Source organism: Lentzea sp. NPDC020367 (assembly GCF_044387305.1).
GTDB lineage: Bacteria > Actinomycetota > Actinomycetes > Mycobacteriales > Pseudonocardiaceae > Lentzea.
Genome location: NZ_JBIRVV010000006.1, coordinates 112,899 through 138,243, shown reverse-complemented (window position 1 = coordinate 138,243; position 25,345 = coordinate 112,899). Strand labels below are relative to the sequence as shown.

At 68.6% G+C, this 25,345-nt stretch carries 32 protein-coding genes and 2 riboswitches; of the genes, 14 read left to right on the top strand and 18 right to left on the bottom strand.

All coding sequences use genetic code 11. The features are described from left to right. The first annotated feature begins 28 nt into the window (after positions 1–28). On the top strand, positions 29–532 hold the full coding sequence (locus ACH413_RS25790) for a GNAT family N-acetyltransferase (protein WP_360032130.1): 504 nt from the start codon (positions 29–31) through the stop codon (positions 530–532). Here ACH413_RS25790 and ACH413_RS25785 read toward each other — a convergent pair. Both ACH413_RS25785 and ACH413_RS25780 read right to left on the bottom strand, forming a co-directional pair. Further along, positions 529–1,995 (bottom strand): multicopper oxidase family protein, encoded by a 1,467-nt coding sequence (locus ACH413_RS25785; RefSeq protein ID WP_360032133.1) that lies wholly within the window; start codon positions 1,993–1,995, stop codon positions 529–531. The genes ACH413_RS25790 and ACH413_RS25785 overlap by 4 nt on opposite strands. Before the next feature lie 138 nt (positions 1,996–2,133). After that, positions 2,134–2,790, bottom strand: coding sequence for an SDR family oxidoreductase (locus ACH413_RS25780; RefSeq protein WP_360032136.1), 657 nt, complete (start codon positions 2,788–2,790; stop codon positions 2,134–2,136). Positions 2,791–2,869: 79 nt separating this feature from the next. Between ACH413_RS25780 and ACH413_RS25775 the strand changes: the two genes are divergently transcribed. The 3 genes from ACH413_RS25775 to ACH413_RS25765 are packed head-to-tail and all read left to right on the top strand — an operon-like array spanning position 2,870 to position 3,913. Then, on the top strand, positions 2,870–3,298 hold the full coding sequence (locus tag ACH413_RS25775) for a helix-turn-helix domain-containing protein (protein ID WP_360032139.1): 429 nt from the start codon (positions 2,870–2,872) through the stop codon (positions 3,296–3,298). Next, complete coding sequence (locus tag ACH413_RS25770) at positions 3,295–3,657, top strand: Imm63 family immunity protein (RefSeq protein ID WP_360032142.1); 363 nt, start codon at positions 3,295–3,297, stop codon at positions 3,655–3,657. Before ACH413_RS25775 ends, ACH413_RS25770 begins: the two co-directional genes overlap by 4 nt. Positions 3,658–3,667: 10 nt before the next feature. Next, positions 3,668–3,913 (top strand): hypothetical protein, encoded by a 246-nt coding sequence (locus ACH413_RS25765; RefSeq protein WP_093604692.1) that lies wholly within the window; start codon positions 3,668–3,670, stop codon positions 3,911–3,913. Here ACH413_RS25765 and ACH413_RS25760 read toward each other — a convergent pair. Next, complete coding sequence (locus ACH413_RS25760) at positions 3,888–4,346, bottom strand: DUF1801 domain-containing protein (RefSeq protein WP_360032145.1); 459 nt, start codon at positions 4,344–4,346, stop codon at positions 3,888–3,890. The two genes, ACH413_RS25765 and ACH413_RS25760, sit on opposite strands and share 26 nt — an antisense overlap. 133 nt (positions 4,347–4,479) lie before the next feature. Here ACH413_RS25760 and ACH413_RS25755 point away from each other — a divergent pair, with 133 nt between their 5' ends. Both ACH413_RS25755 and ACH413_RS25750 read left to right on the top strand, forming a co-directional pair. Then, positions 4,480–5,238 (top strand): 3-methyladenine DNA glycosylase, encoded by a 759-nt coding sequence (locus ACH413_RS25755; RefSeq protein WP_360032148.1) that lies wholly within the window; start codon positions 4,480–4,482, stop codon positions 5,236–5,238. Positions 5,239–5,301: 63 nt separating this feature from the next. Continuing rightward, positions 5,302–7,008: a substrate-binding domain-containing protein gene (locus ACH413_RS25750; RefSeq protein WP_360032151.1), complete on the top strand. Its 1,707-nt coding sequence runs from the start codon at positions 5,302–5,304 to the stop codon at positions 7,006–7,008. A gap of 19 nt (positions 7,009–7,027) precedes the next feature. Here ACH413_RS25750 and ACH413_RS25745 read toward each other — a convergent pair whose 3' ends face one another. Together ACH413_RS25745 and ACH413_RS25740 are read right to left on the bottom strand one after the other, a co-directional pair. Further along, positions 7,028–7,840, bottom strand: a complete 813-nt coding sequence (locus ACH413_RS25745; protein ID WP_360032154.1) for an aldo/keto reductase — start codon at positions 7,838–7,840, stop codon at positions 7,028–7,030. Next, positions 7,828–8,799 carry a YafY family protein gene (locus ACH413_RS25740; protein WP_360032157.1) on the bottom strand — a complete coding sequence of 324 codons (972 nt, stop codon included), beginning with the start codon at positions 8,797–8,799 and terminating at the stop codon, positions 7,828–7,830. The genes ACH413_RS25745 and ACH413_RS25740 overlap by 13 nt, the downstream gene beginning before the upstream one ends. 49 nt (positions 8,800–8,848) lie before the next feature. Between ACH413_RS25740 and ACH413_RS25735 the strand changes: the two genes are divergently transcribed. The 4 genes from ACH413_RS25735 to ACH413_RS25720 are packed head-to-tail and all read left to right on the top strand — an operon-like array spanning position 8,849 to position 10,700. Continuing rightward, positions 8,849–9,226 carry a DUF3224 domain-containing protein gene (locus tag ACH413_RS25735; protein WP_360032160.1) on the top strand — a complete coding sequence of 126 codons (378 nt, stop codon included), beginning with the start codon at positions 8,849–8,851 and terminating at the stop codon, positions 9,224–9,226. A 2-nt stretch (positions 9,227–9,228) separates the two neighbouring features. Then, complete coding sequence (locus ACH413_RS25730; RefSeq protein ID WP_360032163.1) at positions 9,229–9,888, top strand: maleylpyruvate isomerase family mycothiol-dependent enzyme; 660 nt, start codon at positions 9,229–9,231, stop codon at positions 9,886–9,888. A gap of 11 nt (positions 9,889–9,899) precedes the next feature. Further along, positions 9,900–10,505, top strand: coding sequence for a class I SAM-dependent methyltransferase (locus ACH413_RS25725; RefSeq protein ID WP_360032166.1), 606 nt, complete (start codon positions 9,900–9,902; stop codon positions 10,503–10,505). Positions 10,506–10,517: 12 nt separating this feature from the next. Beyond that, positions 10,518–10,700 carry a hypothetical protein gene (locus ACH413_RS25720; protein ID WP_360032169.1) on the top strand — a complete coding sequence of 61 codons (183 nt, stop codon included), beginning with the start codon at positions 10,518–10,520 and terminating at the stop codon, positions 10,698–10,700. A gap of 45 nt (positions 10,701–10,745) precedes the next feature. Here ACH413_RS25720 and gcvP read toward each other — a convergent pair whose 3' ends face one another. The 9 genes from gcvP to ACH413_RS25675 form a co-directional block, all read right to left on the bottom strand. Next, positions 10,746–13,637, bottom strand: coding sequence for an aminomethyl-transferring glycine dehydrogenase (gene gcvP / locus ACH413_RS25715; RefSeq protein WP_360032172.1), 2,892 nt, complete (start codon positions 13,635–13,637; stop codon positions 10,746–10,748). A gap of 48 nt (positions 13,638–13,685) precedes the next feature. Then, positions 13,686–13,792: riboswitch (glycine riboswitch) on the bottom strand. Between the two features lie 3 nt (positions 13,793–13,795). Continuing rightward, positions 13,796–13,891: riboswitch (glycine riboswitch) on the bottom strand. A gap of 56 nt (positions 13,892–13,947) precedes the next feature. After that, positions 13,948–14,919 (bottom strand): Clp protease N-terminal domain-containing protein, encoded by a 972-nt coding sequence (locus tag ACH413_RS25710; RefSeq protein WP_360032175.1) that lies wholly within the window; start codon positions 14,917–14,919, stop codon positions 13,948–13,950. Between the two features lie 87 nt (positions 14,920–15,006). Next, positions 15,007–15,573 carry a MerR family transcriptional regulator gene (locus ACH413_RS25705; protein ID WP_030476305.1) on the bottom strand — a complete coding sequence of 189 codons (567 nt, stop codon included), beginning with the start codon at positions 15,571–15,573 and terminating at the stop codon, positions 15,007–15,009. Between the two features lie 305 nt (positions 15,574–15,878). After that, entirely contained in the window at positions 15,879–16,352 is a 474-nt protein-coding gene (locus tag ACH413_RS25700; RefSeq protein WP_030468959.1) for a bifunctional nuclease family protein, read from the bottom strand. A 123-nt stretch (positions 16,353–16,475) separates the two neighbouring features. Continuing rightward, on the bottom strand, positions 16,476–17,033 hold the full coding sequence (locus tag ACH413_RS25695; RefSeq protein ID WP_360032178.1) for a MerR family transcriptional regulator: 558 nt from the start codon (positions 17,031–17,033) through the stop codon (positions 16,476–16,478). Positions 17,034–17,066: 33 nt separating this feature from the next. Then, the gene (garA, locus tag ACH413_RS25690) at positions 17,067–17,516 is read right to left on the bottom strand and encodes a glycogen accumulation regulator GarA (RefSeq protein ID WP_093604716.1); all 450 of its coding nucleotides are present in this window, start codon (positions 17,514–17,516) and stop codon (positions 17,067–17,069) included. A gap of 113 nt (positions 17,517–17,629) precedes the next feature. Continuing rightward, positions 17,630–18,013 carry a glycine cleavage system protein GcvH gene (gene gcvH, locus ACH413_RS25685; protein WP_360032181.1) on the bottom strand — a complete coding sequence of 128 codons (384 nt, stop codon included), beginning with the start codon at positions 18,011–18,013 and terminating at the stop codon, positions 17,630–17,632. Positions 18,014–18,055: 42 nt separating this feature from the next. Next, complete coding sequence (locus tag ACH413_RS25680) at positions 18,056–18,637, bottom strand: CDP-alcohol phosphatidyltransferase family protein (RefSeq protein WP_360032184.1); 582 nt, start codon at positions 18,635–18,637, stop codon at positions 18,056–18,058. 122 nt (positions 18,638–18,759) lie between these two features. Next, positions 18,760–18,975: a hypothetical protein gene (locus ACH413_RS25675; RefSeq protein ID WP_245822549.1), complete on the bottom strand. Its 216-nt coding sequence runs from the start codon at positions 18,973–18,975 to the stop codon at positions 18,760–18,762. Positions 18,976–19,228: 253 nt separating this feature from the next. Between ACH413_RS25675 and ACH413_RS25670 the strand changes: the two genes are divergently transcribed. After that, positions 19,229–19,897, top strand: coding sequence for an ANTAR domain-containing protein (locus ACH413_RS25670; RefSeq protein ID WP_360032187.1), 669 nt, complete (start codon positions 19,229–19,231; stop codon positions 19,895–19,897). A gap of 153 nt (positions 19,898–20,050) precedes the next feature. Beyond that, positions 20,051–20,410, top strand: a complete 360-nt coding sequence (locus tag ACH413_RS25665; protein ID WP_360032190.1) for an STAS domain-containing protein — start codon at positions 20,051–20,053, stop codon at positions 20,408–20,410. Here the strand turns inward: ACH413_RS25665 and ACH413_RS25660 are convergent. Next, complete coding sequence (locus ACH413_RS25660) at positions 20,407–21,069, bottom strand: ATP-binding protein (protein ID WP_396425303.1); 663 nt, start codon at positions 21,067–21,069, stop codon at positions 20,407–20,409. The genes ACH413_RS25665 and ACH413_RS25660 overlap by 4 nt on opposite strands. A gap of 138 nt (positions 21,070–21,207) precedes the next feature. Here ACH413_RS25660 and ACH413_RS25655 point away from each other — a divergent pair, with 138 nt between their 5' ends. Both ACH413_RS25655 and ACH413_RS25650 read left to right on the top strand, forming a co-directional pair. After that, the gene (locus ACH413_RS25655) at positions 21,208–21,606 is read left to right on the top strand and encodes an ATP-binding protein (protein ID WP_360032196.1); all 399 of its coding nucleotides are present in this window, start codon (positions 21,208–21,210) and stop codon (positions 21,604–21,606) included. A gap of 107 nt (positions 21,607–21,713) precedes the next feature. Further along, complete coding sequence (locus ACH413_RS25650) at positions 21,714–22,445, top strand: SigB/SigF/SigG family RNA polymerase sigma factor (RefSeq protein ID WP_360032529.1); 732 nt, start codon at positions 21,714–21,716, stop codon at positions 22,443–22,445. On the opposite strand, the gene ACH413_RS25645 is transcribed toward ACH413_RS25650, so the two are convergent. The 3 genes from ACH413_RS25645 to ACH413_RS25635 form a co-directional block, all read right to left on the bottom strand. Then, on the bottom strand, positions 22,418–22,735 hold the full coding sequence (locus ACH413_RS25645) for a WhiB family transcriptional regulator (RefSeq protein WP_360032199.1): 318 nt from the start codon (positions 22,733–22,735) through the stop codon (positions 22,418–22,420). The genes ACH413_RS25650 and ACH413_RS25645 overlap by 28 nt on opposite strands. Positions 22,736–22,807: 72 nt before the next feature. Beyond that, entirely contained in the window at positions 22,808–24,541 is a 1,734-nt protein-coding gene (gene argS, locus ACH413_RS25640) for an arginine--tRNA ligase (RefSeq protein WP_360032202.1), read from the bottom strand. Positions 24,542–24,627: 86 nt separating this feature from the next. Further along, positions 24,628–25,308 (bottom strand): M50 family metallopeptidase, encoded by a 681-nt coding sequence (locus tag ACH413_RS25635; RefSeq protein WP_360032205.1) that lies wholly within the window; start codon positions 25,306–25,308, stop codon positions 24,628–24,630. Positions 25,309–25,345 lie beyond the last annotated feature (37 nt).

The window sequence follows — 25,345 nt, the reverse complement described above, 5'->3', positions numbered from 1 at the left end:
GTCACGCACCTGCGCTACAAAGTGACGCATGAAGCTTCGGAGACTGAGTGACGCCGACGCTGCGGAGCTGCTTCAGGTGATCACGGAGTCGCTCCCGCATCTGCGGCTGTGGATGCCGTGGGCCGTCGGCGACTACGACCTGGCGGCCGCCGAAGGGTTTCTGCGCATCGCCGCGGACGGCTGGGAGCGCGGGACGTTGTTCCACCACGCCATCACCGTCGACGGCGCCATCGCCGGGGTGGCGGGGGCGGAGCGCACCGATCAGGACGATCTCGCGGAGATCGGCTACTGGCTTCATCCGGCGCACACCGGACAGGGCCACGCCACGGCGGCGACCGCGGAGCTGGTCGAGTTCGCGTTCGCGCTGGACGGCGTGCGCAGGATCCAGATCTGGCACGACGAGGCCAACGTCGCGAGCAGCGGTGTGCCGCGACGCCTCGGGTTCACCGAGATCGACCGCCGCACACCGCCGCGCGAACCCGCGATCGGCAACCGGGTCGGGGTGGACGTGGTGTGGGAGCTGCGGCGCTAGGGCACGATTTCGAGCTGCGCCATCATGCCGATCCACGAGTGCTCGAGGAAGTGGCAGTGGTAGACGTAGCGGCCGGTGTAGCCGGTGAACGTCGCCTGCACCTTCACCGTCTCGCCCGCCGTGATCGGGATGGTGTCCTTGAGGCCCGCGTCGCTCGGGTGGGGCGGGCCGCCGCCGCGTTCCAGCACGCGGAACTGGACCAGGTGCAGGTGGAAGTTGTGCTTGACGCCGGTCGGGTCGGAGCTCTTGATGAGCCAGGTCTCGGTGGTGCCGCGTTTGACGGTGAAGTCGACGCGGTCCATGTCGAAGACCTTGCCGTTGATCACGCCGTCGGGCCGGTCGTTGGGCTTGAAGACGTAGAACAGGTCGACCTCGCGGTCCACTGTGGACAGCGGCAGCGCGGGCAGCGGGCGCAGGACGGCCGGCACGCGGCTCGAGTCCGAGGCGCGGCGGACGACGTCGAAGCGGAGGATCTCGCCGCCCACGGAGTCGGTCAGCGTCACCTTCGAGCCCACCGGGTACTTCGAGAAGTCGATGACGACGTCGGCGCGTTCGGCTGAGGAGAGCAGGATTTCCTCGGTCTCCACGGAGTTGGCGTACAGGCCGCCGTCGGAGCCAATGCGGGTGAACCTGTCGCCGGTCAGCCTGAGGTGGAAGACGCGCTGGTTCGCAGTGTTGATCAGGCGGAAGCGGTACTTGCGGGCGGCGACCTCGAAGTAGGGCTGCGGCACGCCGTTGGCGAGGACCGTGGTGCGCTTGCTCGGGTCGTCGAAGACCACGATGTTGCCGCTGTCGTCGAACTGGATGTCGCGCAGCATGATCGGGACGTCGTAGGCGCCGGACGGGAGGTTCAGGCCCTTTTCGGAGTCGTCCTCGATCACGTAGGCGCCGTGCAGTCCTAAGTAGACGTGCGCGGCCTCGGTGCCGTGGCTGTGGTCGTGGTACCAGAGGGTCGTGCCCTGCTGGGTGTTCGGGTAGAGGTAGAGGCGGCTGCGGCCGGGCTCGATGAGGTCCCTCGGGTGGCCGTCGTGCTCGGCCGGCACGTGGCCGCCGTGCAGGTGGACGTTCGCGGCCTCGTCCATCTTGTTCTGGAACAGGATCAGGGTCTTGCGACCCGTCTTGGCCTTGATCGTCGGGCCGACGAACTGACCGCCGAAGCCCATGACCGGCGACTGCAGGCCGGGCAGGATCTCGGCGGTCGTGCGTTCGATCGAGAGCTGGTAGACCTCCTGCTTCGAGGTGGACACCAGCGGTTTGAGCACGGGTGGCACGGGCATCGGGCGTGTCCACGGGACTATTTCCGGTCTGGTGCCCGAAAACGTCTTCGACTCCTGGAACGCCACCGGCTCGTGCGCGGCGTGCGTCGTGTCCTCGTGCCCCTCGGCCGGCGCGAGCAGCTTCGGCACCCCGAACACACCCGCCGCGATTCCGCCCGCGGCGAGCACACCTCGTCTGTTGAGCATCACTGTTCCCCTAAGCGCCCCAGGCGGATGCGATCAGGAGAACGCTCCCGCAGCGGTTGGATGCGGCGGAAACCTACGCCGGGCGCTCAGGGGGAACACCTAGTTCCGAGACGGGCTCACGTGTGCAGGCCGACCGTCTCAAGAGGCCAGTGAGGCCTTCACCGCACGGGTGCGGTCGTCGGCGAGTACTTCCTCATCACCATTCTGAATCGCTTGCAGCACTTGGGAAACGACATCCTCCGGGCTGACCTTCGGTCCGGTCTGGGCCGCCGCCATGTCGGTGTCGATGAAGCCGGCGTGCACTCCGATGACGTTGGTTCCCTGTTCCCGCAACGCTTCCCGCGTCGACCTGGTGAGCGACCAGCCCGCGGCCTTCGACGCCGCGTACCCGCGCCAGGCCGGACGTCCGACCCAGGACAGGATGCTCAGCACGTTGACGAGCGCGCCGCCGCCATTGGCTTTCAGAATGGGCGCGAACGCGTCCGTCGTGCGGACGAGGCCGAAGAAGTTGACCTCGAATTCTGCCTTGATGCTGTCAACGTCCTCGCCCGCGACGAGCACGCCGGCGTTGTTGATGACGATCGAGACGTCCCCGAGCTCCTTCGCGGCGGCCGCGACGGACGCGTCGTCGGTCACGTCCAGCTGGACCGGGATGACGCCCTCGTCCACAACGGACGCCGGATTGCGAGCGCCGGCGTAGACCTTCGCCCCGCGCTTCGCGAACTCCTGCGCGAACGCCCTGCCGAGCCCGCGGTTGGCTCCGGTCACCAGCACCGCTGCGCCGTTGAAGTCCATCGCTACCTCCTAAGTTGGCTTTCCCAACTCACGTTAGCCGGGTAAGTTGGATTTGCCAACTCACTGATAGGATGGTCACATGGCACCTCGAATCTGCTCGGTGGCGAACGCCCTGGAGGTCGTGGGCGAGCGCTGGTCACTGCTGGCGTTGCGCGAGGTCTTCTTCGGCAACACCCGCTTCGACCAGATCGCCGCGAACACCGGCGCCTCCCGCGACGTGCTGACCGTGCGACTGAAGAAGCTGGTCGCGGCAGGCGTGCTGGAAAAGCACCAGTACTCGGACCACCCGCCGCGGCACGAGTACCACCTGACGGACGCGGGACGTGCGCTGCACAACGTGCTGCTGATGTTCAAGGAGTGGGGCGACACCTACGTGACGCAGGGCCCCCTCCCGCTCGTGTACCAGCACTCGTGCGGCGCCGTGCTGGAGCCACGCGTCGTGTGCGCGGCGTGCGGCGAGGAGGCGACGGCGGAGTCGCTGACCCGCGCACCGGAGTCGGCGGCGTGACCGACCTCGCGGCGCGACTGGAAGCACTGAGGGTGCAGGTCGGCGCCACCTGGATGATCGGGTTCGAGAACTTCGACGGCGGTCACCCGTTCATCGAGGTGTCCGAGGGGCCGGTGTACCGGCTCGTGGCCTACGAGCGCGGGCAGCGGCTGTACGCGAGGGAGACCCGCAAGCTCGACGAGATCCTCTACTGGGCCCTGTTCGAGGTCACGCGCAGCATGGCGTACGCGTGGGCGGTGCAGAATCCGGTGGAGGGTGAGGAGCAGCGGTTCACGGCGTTCCGGCGCCAGGACGAACTGCTCGAAACACTGGACCCGCGATGGGTGGAGCGCGCGCGGGCGTCGAGGCCGACCCACTAAGTTGGGCGGCATGAGTGAGGACGACGAGGACGAGTTCGCCGAGGACGACGACTTCGAGGACGAGGAAGACCCGGACGACCTCTTCGCCGTCACGCCTGAGCCGCGCACGGTCTGCCACCTGTGCGGGGGTGCGAGTTACATCGCGGCGCCGACGCTCGCGATCATCGGTGGCGCGCCTCGGACCGTGGACAACGGGCGGGAGTGCCCGCACTGCGCCGGCGCGCGGACGTTCACCGGGCTCGTGCCGCCGCTTTAGCCCTGTTCTCGGCGTGCCAGTCGAGGAACTCCTGGACCGAGAGGCGGGCCACCTCGTCGCCGACGACGTCGAGGGCCAGGTCTGACGCTCGCCTGTAGCGGACGCAGGCCTTGCCCATGTCGAGCTTCTTGCCGGTCTCCGCCCACCTGGCGCGGAACGACTCCTCGAACTCCTCCATCACCGTGGTGAGGTAGACGGAGTGGTAGCGCTTCTGGGCGCCCAGGGCGACGTAGAGGAGCGGCTTCTTGTTGTAGGTCGGGCCGCTCACCTCCAGCGGCACGCCGTAGGTGATCAGTCCCCAGTCCATGGCCTCGACGTAGCCGTCGGGGAGGTTGGCGAGGATGACGTCGCGCACGGCCTCGATCTCGGCACGCTGCTCATCAGGCAGTTCGGCGAGGTACTGGGCGACCGTGGAGGCCTGGCTCTTCACCATGCGCGTACGGTAATCGCTCGTGGAGGTCCTGTCCCGAGTCCAATGGCACGAACTGCGCGATTCGCACATCGCACGCATACGCCGGTTCACGGGGCCACATCAGGAGCGGAAGCTTCGCAAAGAGAAGCACCCGGTGATGGACTTCCTCTTCACCTACTACAGCCATCGGCCCGTGCGGCTCGAACGGTGGCATCCGGGGCCTGGGGTCGTCCTGGAGGACGCCGCGGAGTATCTGGAGTTCCCGCACTACAAGGCCACCGAAGACGGCGTCACGCTCGACGTCGAGAGCTTTGTCGGGCAGCGCGCGAAGACGCTGGAGTTCGTCCAGGCACTGCTCACGGCGACGCTCTCGAGGCCCGCGCGGCTGGGCTGCTTCGGGCTGCACGAGTGGGCCATGGTCTACCGGCAGCAGCCTGAGGAGGTCCGGCACAACGCGTGGCCGTTGCGCCTGGGCAGTGACGGCACGGACCAGGTGGTCGAGGCGAGCCGGATCCAGTGCGGGCACTTCGACGCGTTCCGCTTCTTCACGCCACCCGCTCGGCCGCGTAACGCTCTGCAGCCCACTCGCGACGATCAGTTGCTGAACGAACAACCAGGGTGCCTGCACGCGACCATGGACCTGTTCAAGTGGGCCTACAAACTGGAGCCCGCGACGCCGTCGGATCTGGTCGCCGACTGCTTCGAACTGGCCGCTGACGTGCGCGAACTGGACATGCAAGCGTCACCGTACGACCTGGCGGGACTCGGGTACGGGCCGGTGCGGATCGAGACGCCGGAGGGGCGTGCGGAGTACGCGCGCAGGCAGGCGGAGTTCGCTGAGCAGGCACGACCGTTGCGAGAACGGCTCATCTTCGTTTGCCAGTCGATACATGGAGTGACTTCACTTCGCTGACGAAGTTCACCTGTTAGCGTGATTGGCGGTCGTCGGGGGCCGCTGAGTAGTTGTGAGGGATCGATGTCTCGACACCGCACTCTGCGGGCGAAGGTGAAGCGCGGAATCGCCAAGTGGCCCGTGCTCATCGTCGTGCTCGTGGTGTTGCTTGGCCTCAGCTGGCTCGCACTCTCGTGGGCCGGTGACGTGCTCGACAAGCGCTCGCAGGCCATTGCCCAGAACTGCAGCGAGGGCGACTCGGTGCTGCGCGTCTCCGTGACGCCGAGCATCGCAGAGGCCGTGCGGGACGTTGCGCGCGCGTACAGCGCGACACGGCCCGTTGTGTACGACCACTGCATCGCGATCGAAGTGACTTCCGCGGACTCCTCCGCGGTGCTGGAAGGCCTGACGACGACCTGGGACGAGTCGAAGCTCGGCAAGCGGCCCCACGCGTGGCTGCCCGACTCGACGCTCTGGGCGAACCGGCTGTCCGCGCTGAACGCGAAGCTGGTCGGCGCGGCGCCGAAGTCCGTCGGCACGTCGCCGGTGCTGCTCGCGGCTCCCGAGGCCGCCGCGCCGGTGTTGAAGGACTTCCGCTGGTCGGACATGCCCCAGGTGACGGACTGGAGCAAGTACGGCCAGTCCTGGGGCCGGTTCAGCGTCGCGATGCCCGATCCGGCCGCGAACACGGCGTCCGCGCTCGCGATCCAGTCGGCACTGGCCGGTGGCGTGGGTCCCGTCACGCCGGAGTCGCTCGGGTCGGACGCCTCGAAGTCCGCGCTGACGAAGCTCGCCGCCACGGTGCCGCCGGAGGTGCCGCCGACGACGCGCGACGCGTTGCGGCGTCTGGGCGACAGCGCGACGGTCAACGCGGCGGGCTTCTCGGCCACGCCGGTGTCCGAAGTGGACCTGTTCAAGCACAACACGGGCAAGGAAGCCCCGTCGAAGCCTCTGGTCGGCGTGCTGCCGGCCGGACCGGCACCGGTGGCGGACTTCCCGTACGTGGCGCTGGGCGGCAGCGAGGTCGGTGAGGCGGAAGTGCGTGCGGCGCAGGCGTTCCGCGACTTCATGACCGAACCGAAGCAGCAGGCCATCCTGGCCGCCGGTGGCTTGCGGGTCGAGTCCACTCAGGACCGCCCGTCGCCCTCGCCCGGCGTGTCCTGGTCCCCTGTCACGGAGAACCTCGTCGCCGCCGACGCGACGACCACGCAGCAGATCTCCTCGGCCTGGGCTTCTGCCGACCGCGGCGGGCAGGTCGTCACGGTGCTGACGGACGTGTCCACGTCGATGAAACCCCGGCTGGACAAGGTGAAGGCGGCCCTGCGCGGCCAGGTCGACCGATCGGTGTCGGGCTCGTTCGGGCTGTGGGAGTTCGCCCGCGACCTCGACGGGTCGAAGCCGCACAAGCAACTGGTCGCGACCGGACCCGTGGCGGACAAGCGCGACGCGTTGCGCAGGTCGATCGACGCGCTCAAGACCGCGGAGGGCTCGCAGCTCTACAGCGCGCTCGCGGCCTGTTACGAGACCGCGCACGACGGGTTCGTGGCCGGGCGGGTCAACCGGGTCGTGGTGATCACCGACGGCACCTCGGACGGCGGGATCGACCTGGCGGCGCTGAAGTCGCAGCTGCACGGGACGGACCTGCCGGTCAGCTTCATCGCGATCGGCGGCGACGTCGACAAGGCGGCGCTGACGGACATCGCGCAGACGACCGGCGGGTCGGTGTCGGTGGTGGAGAACGTGGACGGCGTGGAGGCGGCGCTCGGTCAGGTGCTGTCGACGAAGGCCTGACCGAGCGCGGCTCGTCCGGTCAGGCGGCGTTGAAGCGGTCGGGGTCCGGGCCGGTGCGGGTGCCGTTGTCGAGCTCGGTGATCACGAGCATGTCGTCCTGGGCCAGCTCGAAGTCGAAGATGTCGATGTTCTCCTTGATCCGGTACGGCGTGACGGACTTCGGGATCACGACGATGCCGAGCTGGACGTGCCAGCGCAGCACGATCTGGGCCGGCGTCTTGCCGTACTTCTCGGCCAGGCCGACGATGTCGGGCTCGCGCAGCAACGCGCCCTGCCCGAGCGGCGACCACGCCTCGGTGACGATGCGGTGCGTCACGTGCACCTTGCGCATCTCTTCCTGTTGCAGCAACGGATGCAGCTCGATCTGGTTCACCGCCGGGGTGGTCGGGAACTCGTCGAACAACCGCTGCAGGTGCGCGGTGTGGAAGTTGGACACGCCGATCGCACGCACGCGGCCGTCGGCGTAGAGCCGTTCCAACGCACGCCACGTGTCGGCGTACAGGTCGCGCTTGGGCGTCGGCCAGTGGATCAGGTAGAGGTCGAGCACGTCGCGGCGCAGGCGGCGCATGCTCTCGTCGAAGGCGCGCAGCGTGGAATCGTGGCCCTGGTCGGCGTTCCACAGCTTGGTCGTGATGAACAGGTCGGGGACGCCGGCGATGGCGTCGCCGACACCGGACTCGTTTCCGTAGGCGGCAGCGGTGTCGATGCTGCGGTAGCCGGCCTCGATGGCGGTCGTGACCGCGCCGGCCACCTGCTGCTCCGGCACCTGGTAGACGCCGAAGCCGAGTTGAGGGATCCGTACTCCGTTGTTCAACGAGATCAGCGGAACCATGCGGGTAGCTTCGCATCGTTGTAGACGTCGTGCATCGCCTTGATTGCGGCCACCAGTTCGCGTCTTACTTCGTTTGGTGCCAAGACTTCCACGTCCGCACCGAATTTGAGCAGGTCAGCGACGACGTGCCGGTGCGACTCCGTGGGGAAGCCGAACTCCTGTCCCGGCTGCGGTGCCGCGTCTCGAATGACGCGGGCCTGGTAGCCGCTGAGCAGGTACTGGGACTTGTCGAGGCCGGACCGCGTCATGCGGACCGTGACGCGCTCGCCGTACATGCGGGCCTCGAACTCCAGCGACCACTCCGCCCAGTACCGCGCGAGGTCGAAGTCCTTGGGACGTTCGAACTCCTCGGGTGTGGCCTGAAGGGACAGCACGCGCGAGACGCGGTAGGTGCGGCCGCTGCCGACGAAGTACCAGGTGCCCGCCTTCAGCACGAGCCCGTACGGGTCGACCTCGCGTTCGACGGTCTGGTTGCCCCAACGCAGGTAGGTCATCCGCACGCGGCGTTGCTCCCACACGGCGTCGGCGATCGTGGCGAGGTGCTCGGTGGGTTCGTCGCCGCGGAACCACGTCGGGGTGTCGAGGTGGAACCGCTGGCGGATCTGGTCGGCCTTGTCGCGCAGCTCGGTCGGCAGCGCGGCGAGGAGCTTGAGCTGGGCGGCGGCCGCGAACTCCTTCAGCCCCAGCGCTTCGGCGGGTCCGGGGAGCCCGGCGAGGAACAGCGACTGCGCCTCGTCGGTGGTCAGGCCGGTCAGCCGGGTGCGGTAGCCGTCGACCAGCTGGTAGCCGCCGGCCGGGCCGCGGTCGGCGTAGACCGGGATGCCGGCGGCCGACAGGGCCTCGACGTCGCGGTAGATCGTGCGCGGCGAGACCTCCAGTTCGGACGCCAGCTCGTCGGCCGTCATCCGGCCCCTGGACTGCAGGAGCAGGAGGACCTGGAGGAGCCTGCCGGATTTCATTCACCAAACCTGACACGATCTGTCAGGAATAGCCAGCAGAGTGGTCCCCATGAAGGCAACCGGAACCATCGAAGTGAAGAGCTGGGACGAGAAGACCTGGGACGGCCGGTCCTACAAGGAGGTCGAGGGACGCAAGCTGACCGAGGCGCACGTCCAGTTCGGCTACGCAGGCGACGTCAGCGGCGTCGGCAGCTGCCGGTACCTCATGTACTACGGCGACGACGTGGCGTGGACGACCGCGCTGGAGGAGATCGTGGCGGACGAGGGCACGCTGGTGCTGCGGCACGTCGGCGCGTACCGGTCCTCTGTGGAGGGCGTCATCGAGATCGTCGACGGCACCGGGAAGTACCTGAACGCGCGAGGTGCGGTGACGGTGGACTGGGCGGAGGATGGCAGCGGCACCTACACCCTGGAGTACGAGGTCTGAGCATGACCAACGCCCCCATCTACGACGCGGCCAAGGCCCGGATCACCTCACTGGTCGAGGGACGTGATCCGCAGACGCCCGTGGCGGCGACGCCCGGCTGGTCGGTCAAGGACGTGGTGGCGCACCTCGCCGGCGGTCTGCGCGACTTCGTGGACCGCCGGTTCGACGGTGTCGAGTCGGGCGAGTGGGGTGAACGGCAGGTCCGCGACCGCCAGGACAACTCGCTGGAGGACGCCTTCGCCGAGTGGGAGGCGAACCTCGCGCTGGCGCAGCCGTTGTTCGACACGCCGATGGGGCCGATCCTGGTGTCCGAGGTGATCGCGCACGAGCACGATCTCCGTGCGGCACTGGGGGTTCCTGGCGATCGGGACGGCGTGGAGGTGCGGTCGGCGCTGGTGCGGCCGTTGCAGCAGCTCGACCAGCGGATGCGGGAGAACGACGTGCCGGCGTTGCGGATCACGCTGGAGCACGGGGACCGCGTGCTCGGGCACGGCGAGCCGGCCGGGACGTTGCGGACCACGTCGTTCGAGCTGATGCGGGCCATCGGCGGGCGGCGGTCGGCCGACCAGATCAAAGCTCTGGACTGGGACGGCGATCCGGACGTGTGGATCGCCGCGCTGGCGTTGTTCGGGCGGCACCGGCCGGAGCCGTTCGAGGAGTAACTTCCCTCGGCGTGAGCGACTGGCTGGCGGACACCCGCGACTCCTACGACACGGTCTCGGTCAGCTATGCCGAGCAGACGCACCACCTCCTGGACGGCCTCCCGCACCTGCGGGCGGCGCTGCGGTTGTTCGCGGAGGAGGTGCGCGGGCCGGTCGCGGACGTCGGCTGCGGGCCCGGCACCATCACGGCGCTCCTGCACGGCCTCGGCGTCGACGCGTTCGGGATCGACCTCTCCCCCGCGATGATCGAACTGGCCAGGCGCACCCACCCCGGGCTGCGGTTCGAGGTGGGGTCGATGACCGAACCGCTCGGCGAGCAGGTCGGCGGGATCATCGCCTGGTGGTCGCTGATCCACGTTCCCGACGAGCTCGTGCCCGTGGTGTTCGGGCACTTCCGGGACGCGTTGCGGCCGGACGGGTTGCTGCAGGTGGGTTTCCACGTCGGCGACGAGACGCGGCTCAAGACGCAGGGCTACGGCGGGCATCCGATGCGCGTGCACGTTCATCTGCGCAAGCCCGAGCGGGTGGCGGAATGGCTGCGGGAGGCCGGGTTCACCGTGGAGGCGCAGTGGTTGCTCGGCGACGACGGCGCGGTCCTGTTCGCACGGCGCGGGTGAGACCATTTGCGCGTGTCAGAAGAACAGACGTGTCAGCGGTGTGGCGAGACGGTCGAGCTGGAACGGGAAGACTTCGAGCTGTTCGAGCGGATGCATCCCGACTGCTTCCACTTCGCGTTCGAGCACGACGTGAACAAGCCCGGCATCAGCGCCGACGAGAACTGCGGCGACGAGGCCTGCCCGGTCGGAGCGTAGAAAAACGGGCGCACCCCCGAGTGCGCCCGTTTCACCAGCCCTAGATCAGCTGCTGTACGCCTCGAGCGGCGGGCAGGAGCAGACCAGGTTGCGGTCGCCCTTCGCGCCGTCGATGCGGCGGACGGGCGGCCAGATCTTCGGAGCACCGGTACCGGCCGGGTACACGGCCTCCTCGCGGGTGTACGGGTGGTTCCACTCGCCGACGGTCACGCAGGCCGCGGTGTGCGGGGCGTTGCGCAGCGGGTTGTCCTCGACGGGCCAGTCGCCGGCGCCGACGCGGTCGATCTCGTGCTTGATGGCGATCATGGCGTCGATGAACCTGTCGATCTCGGCCAGGTCCTCGGACTCGGTCGGCTCGACCATCAGGGTGCCGGCGACCGGGAACGACATGGTCGGGGCGTGCAGGCCGTAGTCGGCGAGACGCTTGGCCACGTCGTCCACCGTCACGCCGGTGGCCTTGGTGATCGGGCGCAGGTCGAGGATGCACTCGTGGGCCACGAAGCCGCCCTCGCCGGTGTAGAGGACCGGGTAGTGCTCGTCCAGGCGCCGTGCGACGTAGTTGGCGGCCGCCACGGCGGTCAGGGTGGCGCGGCGCAGGCCGTCGCCGCCCATCATGCGCACGTACGCCCACGAGATCGGCAGGATCGACGCGGAACCCCACGGGGCGCCGGAGATCGGGCCGACACCGGTGGCCGGTCCCGCGGTCGGCTGCAGTGGGTGGTTCGGCAGGAACGGGGCGAGGTGGGACTTCACGCCGATCGGGCCGACGCCGGGGCCACCGCCGCCGTGCGGGATGCAGAACGTCTTGTGCAGGTTCAGGTGCGAGACGTCCGAGCCGAACTTGCCGTAGCGGGCCAGGCCGATCAACGCGTTGAGGTTCGCGCCGTCGACGTACACCTGGCCGCCCGCGTCGTGGACCAGGCCGCAGACCTCGCGGACGGTGTCCTCGTACACGCCGTGGGTCGACGGGTAGGTGATCATGATCGCGGCGAGGTCGTCGGCGTGCTCGGCGACCGTCGAACGCAGGTGGCCCATGTCGATGTTGCCCTTGTCGTCGCACTTCACGACGACGACGCGCATGCCGGCCATGACGGCGGACGCGGCGTTGGTGCCGTGCGCGGACGACGGGATCAGGCAGACGTCGCGGTCGGCGTTGCCGTTGGCGCGGTGGTAGGCGCGGATCGCCAGCAGACCGGCGAACTCACCCTGCGAACCGGCGTTGGGCTGCAACGACACCGCGTCGTAGCCGGTGACCTCGGCGAGCCACTCCTCCAGGTCGGACACGATCTTCAGCAGACCGGCGGCGTCCTCGGCGGGCGCGAACGGGTGCAGCGTCGAGAACTCCGGCCACGTGATGGACTCCATCTCCGCGGTGGCGTTCAGCTTCATCGTGCACGAGCCCAGCGGGATCATGCTGCGGTCCAGCGCGACGTCCTTGTCGGACAGCGCGCGCAGGTAGCGCAGCAGCGCGGTCTCGGAGCGGTGCGCGTGGAAGACCGGGTGCGTCAGGTAGTCCGAGGTGCGGCGCAGGTCGCCCGGGATGCCGTCGGCGGTGTCGGCGTCGATCGCGTCCACATCGGACCCGGTGACACCGAAGGCGTTCCACACGGCGACGATGTGCGCGCGCGTGGTCTTCTCGTCGCAAGCGATTGCCACGACGTCGTCGTCGACCTTGCGGAGGTTGATGCCGGCCTCACGCGCCTTCTCGACGACAGCGGCGGCCTGGCCCTCGACGCGGACCTGGACGGTGTCGAAGAACTCGCCGTGCACGACGTCGAGACCGGCCTCGCACAGGCCCGTGGCGAGCACGGTGGCCAGGCGGTGCACGCGGGTCGCGATCGACCGCAGGCCCTCGGGACCGTGGTAGACGGCGTACATGGACGCGATCACGGCCAGAAGAACCTGCGCGGTGCAGATGTTCGACGTGGCCTTCTCACGGCGGATGTGCTGCTCACGCGTCTGCAGCGCGAGGCGGTAGGCCAGCGAGCCGTCGGAGTCGACGGAGACACCGACCAGACGGCCGGGCAGCTGACGCTCCAGGCCGGACCGGACGGCCATGTAGCCGGCGTGCGGGCCACCGAAGCCGATGGGCACGCCGAAGCGCTGCGTGGTGCCGACGACGACGTCCGCGCCGATCTCGCCCGGCGCGCGCAGCAGCGTCAGCGCCAGCAGGTCGGCGACGACGACGGCCTGCGCACCGGCGGCGTGGATCTCCTCGATCAACGCGGCCTGGTCGCGCACGACACCGGAGGCGCCGGGGTAGGACAGCAGTACGCCGTAGAAGTCGCCGCCGAGGCCCAGGCCCTCGATGCCCTGCGACAGGTCGGCGACGACGATCTCGATGCCCAGCGGCTCGGCGCGCGTCTCGATGACGGCCAGCGTCTGCGGCAGCGTGTCGGCGTCGATGACGAACTTGTTCGACTTGGACTTGCCCGCGCGGCGCACCAGCGTCATCGCCTCGGCGGCGGCGGTCGACTCGTCCAGCATGGACGCGTTCGCGGTCGGCAGGCCGGTCAGGTCGCCGACCATGGTCTGGAAGTTCAGCAGCGCCTCGAGACGGCCCTGCGAGATCTCCGGCTGGTACGGCGTGTACGCGGTGTACCAGGCGGGCGACTCGAGCACGTTGCGCAGGATCACGCCCGGCGTCACGGTGTCGTAGTAGCCGAGGCCGATCATCTGCGTCATCGGGCGGTTCCGCGAGGCGAGCTCACGCAGTTCGGCCAGCGCCTCGGTCTCGGTGGCCGGGTCGGGCAGGTCCAGCACGAGATCGCGCTCGTGGATCGACGAAGGCACCGCGTGCTGCGCCAGCTCCTCGAGCGACCCGACGCCGATGACGTCGAGGATGCGCGCGAGTTCGGCGGGGCGCGGACCGACGTGGCGGTCGGCGAACGGGGTGCCGTGCTCGAGAGCTGCGAGCGGAATGCGGTCCTGCGTCATCAAACGCCTCCGGGGGCTGCGGGCACACGTGTCCTGGTGCCCTCCCCGCTCTGTCCGTACCCCGAAGGGCGCCTGAGAGGTTCACCCACCGGTAAGGATGGGCTTTCACCGTCGGCGGGATCCCCAGAAAAATCCTGGTGATCCACTTTCCAGAGGCGTCTCGCTCGGCGGTCCTGGATGCCTGAGAGGTTCCCGGGGAGGGACTTGCTCCTTCGGCGCCGGGCTCGAAACCCGGTCTCTCCCGCCTGAGTTCAGCGACTACCCGAGAAGAATACCCGCAGGCAGCCCCGCTAGTCCCCAGGGACGCGACCTACATCTCAGTGCCAAGACCGGCGAGCACCTCCGCAACGGGGTCCGCCGGGTCGTCGCGCAGCGCCACGAGCAGGTGCGCGGTGCCCACGACCGCGTCTCCGCGCCGGGCGGCGACGAGCTTCGCCCGTTCCATCGCACGCTCCACCTTGCCGCCGCTGACGGGCAACGCGGCCAGGTCGATCCCCGCCTCGCGCAACGCCGCCGCCCCGCCCGACTCGAACTCCGGCTTCAGCCTCCTGCCTGCCACCGTCAACTGGCGGTCGACCGCCAGCACCGCCTCCACCAGGTCGCGAGACGACACTTCTCGCCTCGCGGCCACGGCCAGCCGTCCGGCCTCGTTGCGCACGACGGTCAGCACCGGCCCGCCCAGCCCCTGGCCGCGCGCGACCCACCGCACCAGCCAGCGCACGTACCCGCCGCCGGACTCACCCTCCAACGCTCCCGCCTTGCGCAGCAACCGCACGGCGGGCGCTTCCTCGACCTCCGCGTGGGTTCGCGCGGCATCCGCCCGCACAGCGGCGGCCATCGCGTCGACGTCCACTCCGCGCAGCACGAACAGGTCGGCGGCACGTCCGGAACCCTGCTCCAGCAACGCGAGGGAGAGGTGGGTCGTGGTCAGCACGCCGTCGCCGGCCCGGGCGGCCGCCGCGAGCAGACACTCCTCCAGCGCACGGCTGACGGGCGGCACGGTCTCGATGACCAGGCGGTCGCAGGCGACGTTCAGCAACGCCGTGACGTCCGGATGAGCCTCGGGAACGACGCCACCGTCGTCGTCGGCCCAGTGCTCGGCCCCCCGCGCCATCGCCTGGGCCCGCAGCGACTTCACGCCGAGCTTGCGGCCGGGTCCGATGGTGTCGATCAGCGAGATCAGCAGGTTCTCGGTGCCGAGGAAGCCGAACTCCAGCCGAAGCGCGCGCTGCGCCGCCGCTTCCAGCACCTTCACGACCTGGTAGGAGGGGGTGATCGTCATGCGGGGAACGCTAGGGACCGATGCGGTCTGGTCGCTGCCGCCGACCGGCCATCCCACGGCGCCAGTCGGCCACGTTTCCCAAACCGGTCAGCCGGTGGCGCGCTCGCGACGCCGGCGGGTCAGCTCGTCCTCGGTCATCGGGGCGATCTCGACGCCGTCCGCACGTTCGGCCGGGAACTCGTGGATCGTGCCGGAGATCTCGCGCATCGCACCGCTGACCGCGATGCCGAACACGCCCTGACCGCCCTGCAGCAGATCGACGACCTCTTCCGGCGAGGTGCACTCGTAGACGGTGGTGCCGTCGGAGAACAGCGTGATGCGCGCCAGGTCCTGCACGCCGCGGCGCCGCAGGTGGTCGACCGCGACCCTGATGTTCTGCAGGGAGACACCGGTGTCCAGCAGCCGCTTCACGACCTTGAGCACCAGGATGTCCTTGAAGGAGTACAGCCTCTGGCTCCCGGAGCCGTGCGCCATCCTTATCGTCGGCGCGACCAGCCCGGTCCTTGCCCAGTAGTCGAGCTGCCGGTACGTGATCCCCGCGATCTGACACGCCGCGGGTCCTCGGTAACCGACGAGCTCGTCCGGCAGCGAGGAGTCCGGGAACAGTTCACCCTGCAGCCCGGATTCGGCCCTCAAGGGCGCTTCCTCGACCACGCCTGCCTCCCCTCGGAACGGCCACGAAACTCATGACCGTCAAGCCGCTACGTCAGCTCGCGCGAACCAGCGACGTCCACTCGAGTTCGACGGTAGGACCGGTCCGAGGGCAGGTCAACGCGACGCGCGGGGAGAGGCGACCCTCAACCTCAAGTGGAGAGTCATGCCGTCACCCGAAACGGGACGTTCAGGTGACGTTTAGTGATCGTTTAGCGATTAAAACGACCGTAAGTAGTCCGATCGAGGGACATCCAAACGAACTGACTCACGGTCCATACGAGACGGAGTGCGACACCCTTGAAAACTCAGGTGTCCGCGCCTCTGAAGTCTTCAGGGGACACGGAGTCGAGGAACTCGCGGAACTTCTCCACCTCGTCCTCCTGCTCGTCCGGGATGATGAGGCCCGCCTCGGCCAGGACGGACTCCTCGGCGTGGATGGGCACGCCGACGCGCAACGCCAGCGCCACCGAGTCGGACGGCCGCGCGGACACCCGCACGTCGCCGTCGAACACGAGCTCGGCGAAGAAGGTGCCCTCCTGCAGGTCGGTGATCCGCACCTGCTCGAGGTTGCGTCCCAGTGCTCCGATGACGTCCTTGAGGAGGTCGTGCGTGAGCGGACGGGCAGGACGGACACCCTGTTGTTCGAGTGCGATCGCCGTGGCCTCCACGGAGCCGATCCAGATCGGCAGGTACCGCTCACCCTCGGTTTCACGGAGCAGGAGGATCGGCTGGTTCTGGGGCAGCTCCACCCGGACGCCCACGACGCGCATCTCACTCATCGGGTCTCGCCTCCCTCTGACTCGTTGGGGAGTACCCGGTTCGCTCCGAGCATCCCCCGGCGTATGCGTTCGACGCTACCCGCCAAGCGGGCCGTGTGCTCAATTGTTGCGGGCAGAAAGTGATCAAGATGATTGCCGCAAGCCCGCTCTCACCAACAACGTGTGCAACGAGGTGAACAGGTCAGCCAATTCCCGAACCGTCTCGGGATCTGAGAAGGACTTCAGCACGACCACCTCGTGGTCCGCTGCCGCGCGAACCGCGCGCAGGTGTTCGCGCTCGACGCCGAGCCCGGTCATCGTCCGGATCGTGCGGAGCGCGGTGATGTCCTCGGTGGTGAACCGGCCGCCGGGGCCGGGGCGCAGCAGACCGTCGCGTTCCAGCTGGGACAGTTGCTCGGCGGTGAAACCGGTCTGGGACAGCAGATCGATCCGCGACAGCGACGTGGCGTCCTCGGGGACGGAGTCGAGCTGCTCGCGGATCACTTTGAGCGGCAGGTACCTGTCCCGTTGTGCGGACAGCACGAACCGCAACCTCTCGACGTCCGCCACGGCGAACTGGCGGTAGCCGGAGGCGGTGCGTGCCGGGCGGACCAACCCCTCCGCTTCCAGGAAGCGGATCTTGGAGATGGTGACGTCGGGGAACTCGGGACGAAGCTGTGCGAGCACAGCTCCGATGCTCAAGACCCCGCGTTGTGGCCGCCCGGCCGTCACGCGTCAGGCTCCCGCGGAGCCAGGACCCGTCAGGAAGACGAGACGGAACTTGCCGATCTGAACCTCGTCGCCGTTCGCGAGGACGGCCTGGTCGACCGGCTCACGGTTGACGTAGGTGCCGTTGAGGCTGCCCACGTCGATGACGACGAACTCACCGCTCTCCCGGCGGAACTCGGCGTGCCGGCGCGAAACCGTCACGTCGTCCAGGAAGATGTCGCTGTCGGGGTGGCGCCCCGCACTCGTCGTGTCACGGTCCAGCAAGAACCGGGAACCGGCGTTCGGGCCGCGCTTCACCACGAGCAGCGCGGAACCGGCGGGAAGGGCGTCAACACCGGCAACAGCCGGCTCCGGGGCGGGGGTGCCTTCCATCTCCTGGAGGAAGTCCGCCCGGAAGACGGAGGTCCGCTCCGGGGACTGCTCCGGCGGAACGCCTGGGCCGTCGTTCGTGCTCACCTGAGCTCTCCTCCTGCTGCTGGATCCGTCACTTCCGGTAAAACCTATCGCGTTGGGGTCACCGCCTTCAGCGCGGCTCCCCTTCCGGCCGAAGATCCGGCGAAAGATCGACGTCACTCCTTCTCCACCAAGGCCTTGTACGCCTCCGCGTCCAGCAGGCCTTCCAGCGCCTCGGGGTCGTTCAGCCTGATCTCGACCATCCAGCCCTCGCCGTACGGATCGGTGTTGACGGAGTCCGGCGTCTGGACCAACGCGTCGTTGATGGCGACGACCTCGCCGTCGAGCGGCGAGTAGAGGTCGGACACGCTCTTGGTGGACTCGACCTCGCCGAACGTGTCGCCGGCCGCCACGGTGTGGCCGACCTCGGGCAGCTGGACGAAGACGACGTCACCGAGCTGTTCCTGGGCGTAGTCGGTGATGCCGACGCGCACTGTGTTCTCGCCGCTGGCGGCGATCCACTCGTGCTCCTCGGTGTAACGAAGCTCCTCGGGAATCAACTGACTGCGCTCCTCGTGCTGAACCTGTATGGGGTGATCTTTTCACGCGACCGTGCGAGGTGTGCCCCGCAGGGCCAGGAAGAACTGGTAGACGTACAGCAGCGCCGACCACAGGTAGAGCGCCCCGCCCCACACCGTGAACGCGTAGGCGACCGGCTGGGCGGCCTGCGCCCACGCCGAGTCGCCCTGCGCGAGCAGCAGCAGGGGGAAGGCGTACAGCAGGTTGAAGGTCGCGGCCTTGCCCAGGTACGTCACCTCGAACGGGCCCCAGCCCCGTTGCCGCAGGATCAGCAGGCAGATGCCGACGACGATCTCTCGCCCCACGAGCACGAGGGCGACCCAGAGCGGAACGATGTCCCTGATGACGAACGCCAGCAGCGTGCAGAACACGTAGAGGCGGTCGGCGGCGGGATCGAGCAGCGCGCCGAGGTTGCTCATCTGGTTGAGCCAGCGCGCGAGCTTGCCATCGAGCCAGTCGGAGAAGCCCGCGAAGACGAGGACGAGGATCGCCCAGCCGTCTTCGCGGGGTCCCAGCAACAGGTAGAGGAAGAGCGGAACACCGGCCAGCCGCAACACGCTGAGCAGGTTCGGAATCGTCAGCAGGCGATCAGCCGGATCACGCACACCCGCACTCTAAACGAGTGACTGCGCAAGGGCTGCCGGATGGCGTCACGGCACGCGGTGCGACTGGTTGCGGGTGGTGCCCGATGTTCGATCTCACTGTGTTCGTTTCGTGCGGGTAAATCTCAGGCTGTCCGGGTGAACGTCCATCCTCGGCGCTGCATCTCGGCCCCGGTGATGGCGTGCGGGCGGCCCCGGTCGTCGCGGCCCACCCAGCGAGCGCGGAAACCCTCGAGCACGTAGGCGTGACCCCGGCTCCACACCACGCTGCAAGGCGTGGTCGGCAGCGCGGAATCGCAGTCTGCGTCCTGCATCGGCTGGGTTTCCATGGCGGTTCTCATTTCAGTCCCTCCGTGACATCAGGGATGTCGCGCACCGGGGCTCCGGCGTTATCCCTGGAAACGAATTCTGTCGGACTGTGGTTCAGAACACGTGTCCTGTTTGGGTCCTAAGCGTTAACTGGATCGAACCGCGCGCCGAGCTGTTCGGGCCCGAAGCGCAGCGGAAGAGCGGGTCCTTGCCTGCGCAACCGTTCGTCGTACGACGATGACCGCACGGCTCGTCCAGTTCATCGGCCGGGCCTAATCTCAGCGCGTGAACCAGGTGAAATTCGGTGCGGAACTCATTTCGCGGGTGATGGACCACCTGTGCTCGCAGCTCGACGGCTGCGAAGGCGTGGGCCTGAGCGTGTGGCCGGACGGCAAACTGCTGAGGGCCCTCGGGGTGGCCGTGGAGCTCGACGCCGAGCAGCTGAGCAGCGGCGCGGGACCGCTCGTCGAGGCCTCGCGCGACGAGCGGCAGGTGTCCGGGAAGGTCGGCGGCGTGGACGTGGTCGCGGTGCCGGGCAGCTGGGGGGACAGCGGGCCGGTGGTGCTCACCGTGTACCTCTCGCACGCGCCCCAGGTCGCGGATCTGAAGGCCATCGAGGAGATCGAACCGCTCATCGCGACCGCGGCGGCGGTGGTGGAGTTCTGCGCGGGCGAGGTGATGCGCGCCGACCAGATGGTCCGGATGGTCCAGCACCGCCGCTACATCGAGCAGGCGAAGGGCCTGGTGATGGGAGCGCGGCCGAGCGCGCCCGGTGAGGCGTTCGAACTGCTGGTGCGGGCGAGCCAGCACGCCAACGTGAAGCTGCGGGACGTGGCCACCGCGTTGGTGCTGGTCGTGGGCGGAACGCTGGAGGACAGCGCGGAGGAGGTCGTCGAGCCGCCCGCCGCCGCGTTCGAGGTGGCGCGAAGACTCTGGGAGGCGCTGCGTGTTTGAACCGACCATTGTCTGGGTATGGACATCTCGATCTGTCCTGTCGAGCGGTCACTCCCGTACGGTGGTGCCCGCAGCGGTTGAGCCAGCAGCCGCACAGGAGCCGCTGCAATGGCGGCTCCCTTGTATCTGTTTATCGCGAGAGGGAGTACATCGGTGACTGTGCAGGACCCGCGTGCGGAGCAGACCATCGCGCTGTCGGTGAGGCAGCCGGCGCCCGGTGCCACGGTCCTCGCCGTGTCCGGCGAGGTCGACATGGTGTCCGCGCCCACGCTGCGCGACGCCCTGGTCAACGGCATCGCCGACGGCGGCACCTTCGTGGTGGACATGACGGGCGTGACGTTCCTCGGCTCCGCCGGTCTGGCGGTGCTCGTGGAGGCCGCCCGGCTGGCCCAGCGGGAGAACGCCGCTCTCAAGGTGGTGGCGACCGCACGGGCGGTGACGCGCCCGTTGGAGGCGACCGGGCTGGGCGAGGTCTTCAGCCTGCACGACTCCGTCGACTCCGCCCTCGGCTAACGCATCTTCACGGTGAGACGGTTGCCCGCGGCCGTGAGTGCCTCGGCGACGTCGTGGAGAGCCTGTTCCACTCCGCTCTTCTCGACGCCGAGCCCGCTGAGGTCGACGGTCAGCGGCACGGTTCCACCTCGTGCCGCCGTGGTCAGCGTGCGGCGCAACGACGGGCCTGCCTCGGCCGGCACGTTTCCGCGCACGACCGCTACTACGCCGGAGGAGGTCTCGTGGACCTGGACGTCGCATTCAGGCGCGGCCCGGGCCACGGGCAGTGCGGGCGAACGGGCTCGACGCAGGCGCACGGTCGTGCCGCTCGCCCTGCGGTCGATCTCGACCTCGTCCACGCTCTCCCGCATGAGCAGAAGTCCCCGGCCCCGCGTGGTCAGCGCGGGAGGCGGTACGCGCCACTGGCCGTGGTCGGCGATGTCGACGCGAGCCGAGCCGTCCGCGTCGACGCGGGCACGCACCTCGATGGTGCCGCCCGCCAGGCCGGGGTAGGCGTGTTCCACGGAGTTGTTGACCGCTTCACTGACCGCGAGAACGAGGTCGCCGGCCTCGTCCTCACCGAAGCCGCTGCCCCGCAGCCATTCGCGAAGCTGGTGCCGCACAGGCGCCACCTCGTGCGGGTCCGCCGGGAATCTGAGGGCAAGGAAGTCCTCGTGCACAAGCACAGCGCTCCCTCGTGTTGGTTGCTTCTGCCAGGTGATTTCCCAGGCCACGGCACTACTACACGTGTGAAATGAGATCGATTCGGGTACGGCGTTGACGTACCCGCCTTCAGCAGAACGGACTACGAGGTGGCTGTGACTCAATTGTCAGGCGTCGAGCTTCGGATGGCCGCGGATCCCACGCAGCTGTCCATCGTGCGTGCGGTCGCGGCGGACATCGCGATGCGCCAGGACTTCGACCTCGACTCGATCGAGGACCTGAAGCTCGCCGTGGACGAGACGTGCTCGACGCTGATCACCCTGGCGGCCCAGGACGCGGTGCTCAGCTGCCACTTCGCGGTGGACGACAAGGGTGCCGTGCACGTCTCCGCGAAGGTGTCCGCGAAGTCCGCGGCCGGCCCGGACGAGGCCAGCTTCGGCTGGCGGGTGCTCACCGCGCTCGTCGACTCGGTGCAGACCGCGGTCGAGGAGACCGAAGGGTTCGTGGTTCACATCGACCTCGTGAAGTCCACGGCAGGGGCGGTGGATGCGTGACCGGGGCGGAAGAGGCCACCAAGACGGCGGAGACCGCGCCGCAGGAGTCCACACCGGAGGAGACCAAGCCGGAGGGCAAGTCCTCCCGCTCCGGTGACTACGACCACCTGGCCCCGTTGTTCGCCGAGCTCGCGGTCACCCCCGCCGGGCCGAAGCGCGAGACGTTGCGGGACAGGCTCGTCACCGAACACCTCCCGGTGGCCCAGCACATCGCACGCAGATTCGGTCACCGCGGCGAGCCGCACGAGGACCTGGTGCAGGTCGCGACGGTGGGCCTGATCAACGCGGTCGACCGGTTCGATCCCGACCGCGGCAGCGACTTCCTGTCGTTCGCGGTGCCGACGATCATGGGTGAGGTCCGGAAGTACTTCCGCGACTCCAGCTGGTCGGTGCGGATGCCGAGGCGGCTCAAGGAGCTGCACCTGGCGATCAACGCGGGCACGTCGAGACTGGCGCAGTCGCTGGGCCGCGCGCCCACGCCGTCGGAGCTCGCCGAGCACCTGGGACTGTCGCGCGAGGAGATCCACGAAGGACTCGCGGCCGGAAACGCTTACCAGAGCGCGTCCTTGGACGACATGCTGATGTCGGAGGACTCGTCGATCTCGCTGGGCAGCACGATCGGCGAGGAAGATCCCGAGATCGCGATGATCGAACAACGCGAGGCGCTGCACCCGTTGCTGGAGAAGCTGCCCGAGCGCGAACGCAAGATCGTGGTCATGCGCTTCTTCGGCAACATGACCCAGACCCAGATCGCGCAGAAGGTCGGCATCTCCCAGATGCACGTCTCGCGTCTGCTCGCGAAGACGTTGCGTCAGCTCAGGGACGTGCTGGAGGAGTAGGCACGGACACGGCGCCGGGCCGCGACGACGATCTGGCGCCGTTCGTCCTCTCCCATGCCGCCCCACACGCCGTACGGCTCTTGAGCCTCCAGCGCGTGGGAGCGGCATTGTGCCAGCACGGGGCAGGTCTCGCAGATCGCCTTGGCCTTCTCCTCCCGAGCCGCCCGCGCGTAGCCGCGTTCGTTGTCGGGGTGGAAGAAGACGGCGCTGTTCTGCCCGCGGCACAGACCGTCCATCTGCCAGTCCCACACCTCGGTGACCGGCTTGGGCAAACGGGTGGTGCAGGTCATCGCGAACTCCCGGTGGGCTGGGGAATGAGTTGCGATCACTGCGTACCCGTGGTCTGACCAGGGATAAACCTGCTACAGCCGTTCGGGTGCCCCGATACCCAGAAGTGACAGTCCGAGGGTGAGCACCCGCGAGGTCAGCGCGAGCAGTTGCAGCCGCGAGTCCTGCAACTCCTGCGTCTCCGCCTTCACGACATGACATGCGTCGTAGAACGTCGAGAGCGCCGTGGCCGTGTCGAACAGGTAGCTCGTGAGCTTGTGCGGTGCGAGTTCGTCGATGGCCGCATTGACGGCCGTGGGCAACTGCAGCAGCTTCAGCGCCAGAGCCTGCTCGGCCGGTTCCTGCAGGAGGAGCGGGGCGTTCGCGTCGGGAACGCGTCCGACCTTGCGCGCGATGGAGATGGTGCGCGCGTTCGCGTACTGGATGTAGACCGACGTGTCACCGGTCTTGGCGAGCATCTTGTCCCAGGTGAAGACGTAGTCCTTCTCCCGGTCGCTGGAGAGGTCCGCGTACTTCACCGCGCCCAGCCCGAGCGTGTGGGCGAGGGCGACCTTCTCCTCACCCTCCACTTCAGACGTTTCGGGCATCACCTTGTACGACTGCTCGATCGCCTCGGTGAGCAGGTCGATCAGCTTGATCGTGCCGCCGGCCCGCGTCCGGATGGTCTTGCCGTCGGAGCCGAGGATCGTGCCGAACCCGGTGTGCACGGCGGTGTGCGCGTCGTCGAGCCACCCGGCCTGCTTCGACGTCGCGAAGATCATCTGGAAGTGCTGCGACTGCGGCGTGCCGACGACGTAGATGAGCTCGTCGACCTTCCGGTCCCGCACCCAGTACCGCACCGTCGCGAAGTCCGTGGTGGCGTAGCCGTAGCCGCCGTCGCTCTTGCGCACGATGAGCGGCAGCCGGTCGCCCTCGCGGTTGCTGAAGCCGGGCGGGAACACGCAGAGCGCGCCGTCGCTGGTCTCGATGAGACCCTTCTGCTGCAGCTCGGTGATCGTGTCCGCGAGGTAGGGGTTGTAGAAGCTCTCGCCGTAGTTGTCCCCGGCCGACAGCCCGATGCCGAGCAGTTCGTAGATCTGGTTGAAGTGCCGCTGCGACTCCCCCACCAGCTCGTGCCACAGCTTGAGCGTCGCCTCGTCGCCGCCCTGCAGCAGCACCACCCGGCGCCGCGCGCGGTCCGCGAAGCCGGGATCGCTGTCGAACTTCTGCCGGGCCTGCTGGTAGAACGCGTTGAGGTCGCTGATCTCGTGCTCGGCGCCCTGGCCCTCGTCCGTCAGGTGCTCGATGAGCATGCCGAACGGGGTGCCCCAGTCACCGAGGTGGTTGTGCGGGATGACCTCGTGCCCGGCGAACGTCAGCAGCCGGCAGAACGCGTCCCCGATGATCGTCGACCGCAGGTGCCCGACGTGCATCTCCTTGGCCACGTTGGGACTGCTGTAGTCGATGGCGATCCGCCGGGGCTCGTCGGTCTTCGGCACGCCGAGCCGCTCGTCGGCCACCAGGTTCGCGGCCTGGGCCTCGAGCCACTCCCGCCGCAGCTTCAGGTTGATGAAACCGGGCCCGGCGATCTCCGGCGTCTCGATCGCGTCCTGCGCGTCCAGGTGCTCGACGATCAGCGCGGCGACCTCGCGCGGGTTCTTGCCGATCTTCTTGGCCAGGCTCATCGCGACGTTGCACTGGTAGTCGGCACCGTCCCGGTTGGACGGTCGGATCAGCGCTTCCTCCGCGGTGATGTCCACGTCCAGGGCGGCGCGCAACGCCCGCGCGACCCGCTGGCCCAGTTCGAGCCCGACATCCCCACGCAGCACTGAGCCCACCTCTCCACCACCGGCTTGTTCGCACAAGTATTTCACCCGCGCCAAACCAGTTGTGACAGCGCCCGCCGAAGGCCGCGTCACCACCGCCCGAGCAACAACGCCCCGCCACCCACGAGGGCGGCCGCGCTGACCACCCCGAACACCGTCACCCATCCCAGCGCGGGCACCCCGGTCAGCCAGGCCAGCTGGTCGGCGTCCGAGCGGGGGGCCTGCCGCCGCCACCGCTTGACCTGCAGCTCCCACACCGGCCGAACCCCGCCCAGCAACAGGAACCAGGCGAACACGTACGCGGCCGCGTCCCGCACCTCGGCCGAGGCGTAGAAGGACACGAAGAAGAACACCCCGCCGGTGACGATGATCGACAGCACGCCGAACACGTTGCGGATCATGATCAGCATGGCGGCCAGGAACCCGATGCTGATCCACAGCATCAGCTGGATCTGCTCGTTGGTGATCAGCACGGCCGCGCCGAAGCCGAGCAACGACGGCGCCACGTACCCGGCGAGAGCCGTCAGGACCATCCCCAGCCCGCGGGGCTTCCCGCGCGACACGGTGAGCCCGGACGTGTCGGAGTGCAGCTTGATCCCGCTCAGCCGCCGCCCGGTCAGCACCGCGAGCAACGCGTGCCCGCCCTCGTGCGCGATGGTGATGACGTTGCGGGTCAGCCGCCAGAGCCCGTGCACGGCGACGGCCAGGAACGCGGCCAGCGCGGTCCCCCACGTGATCAGCACTTCGTCGGTCAGCAACTCGGAAGGCATCGCGACATCGAAACAGACGCGCCGTGTGAGCCGTATG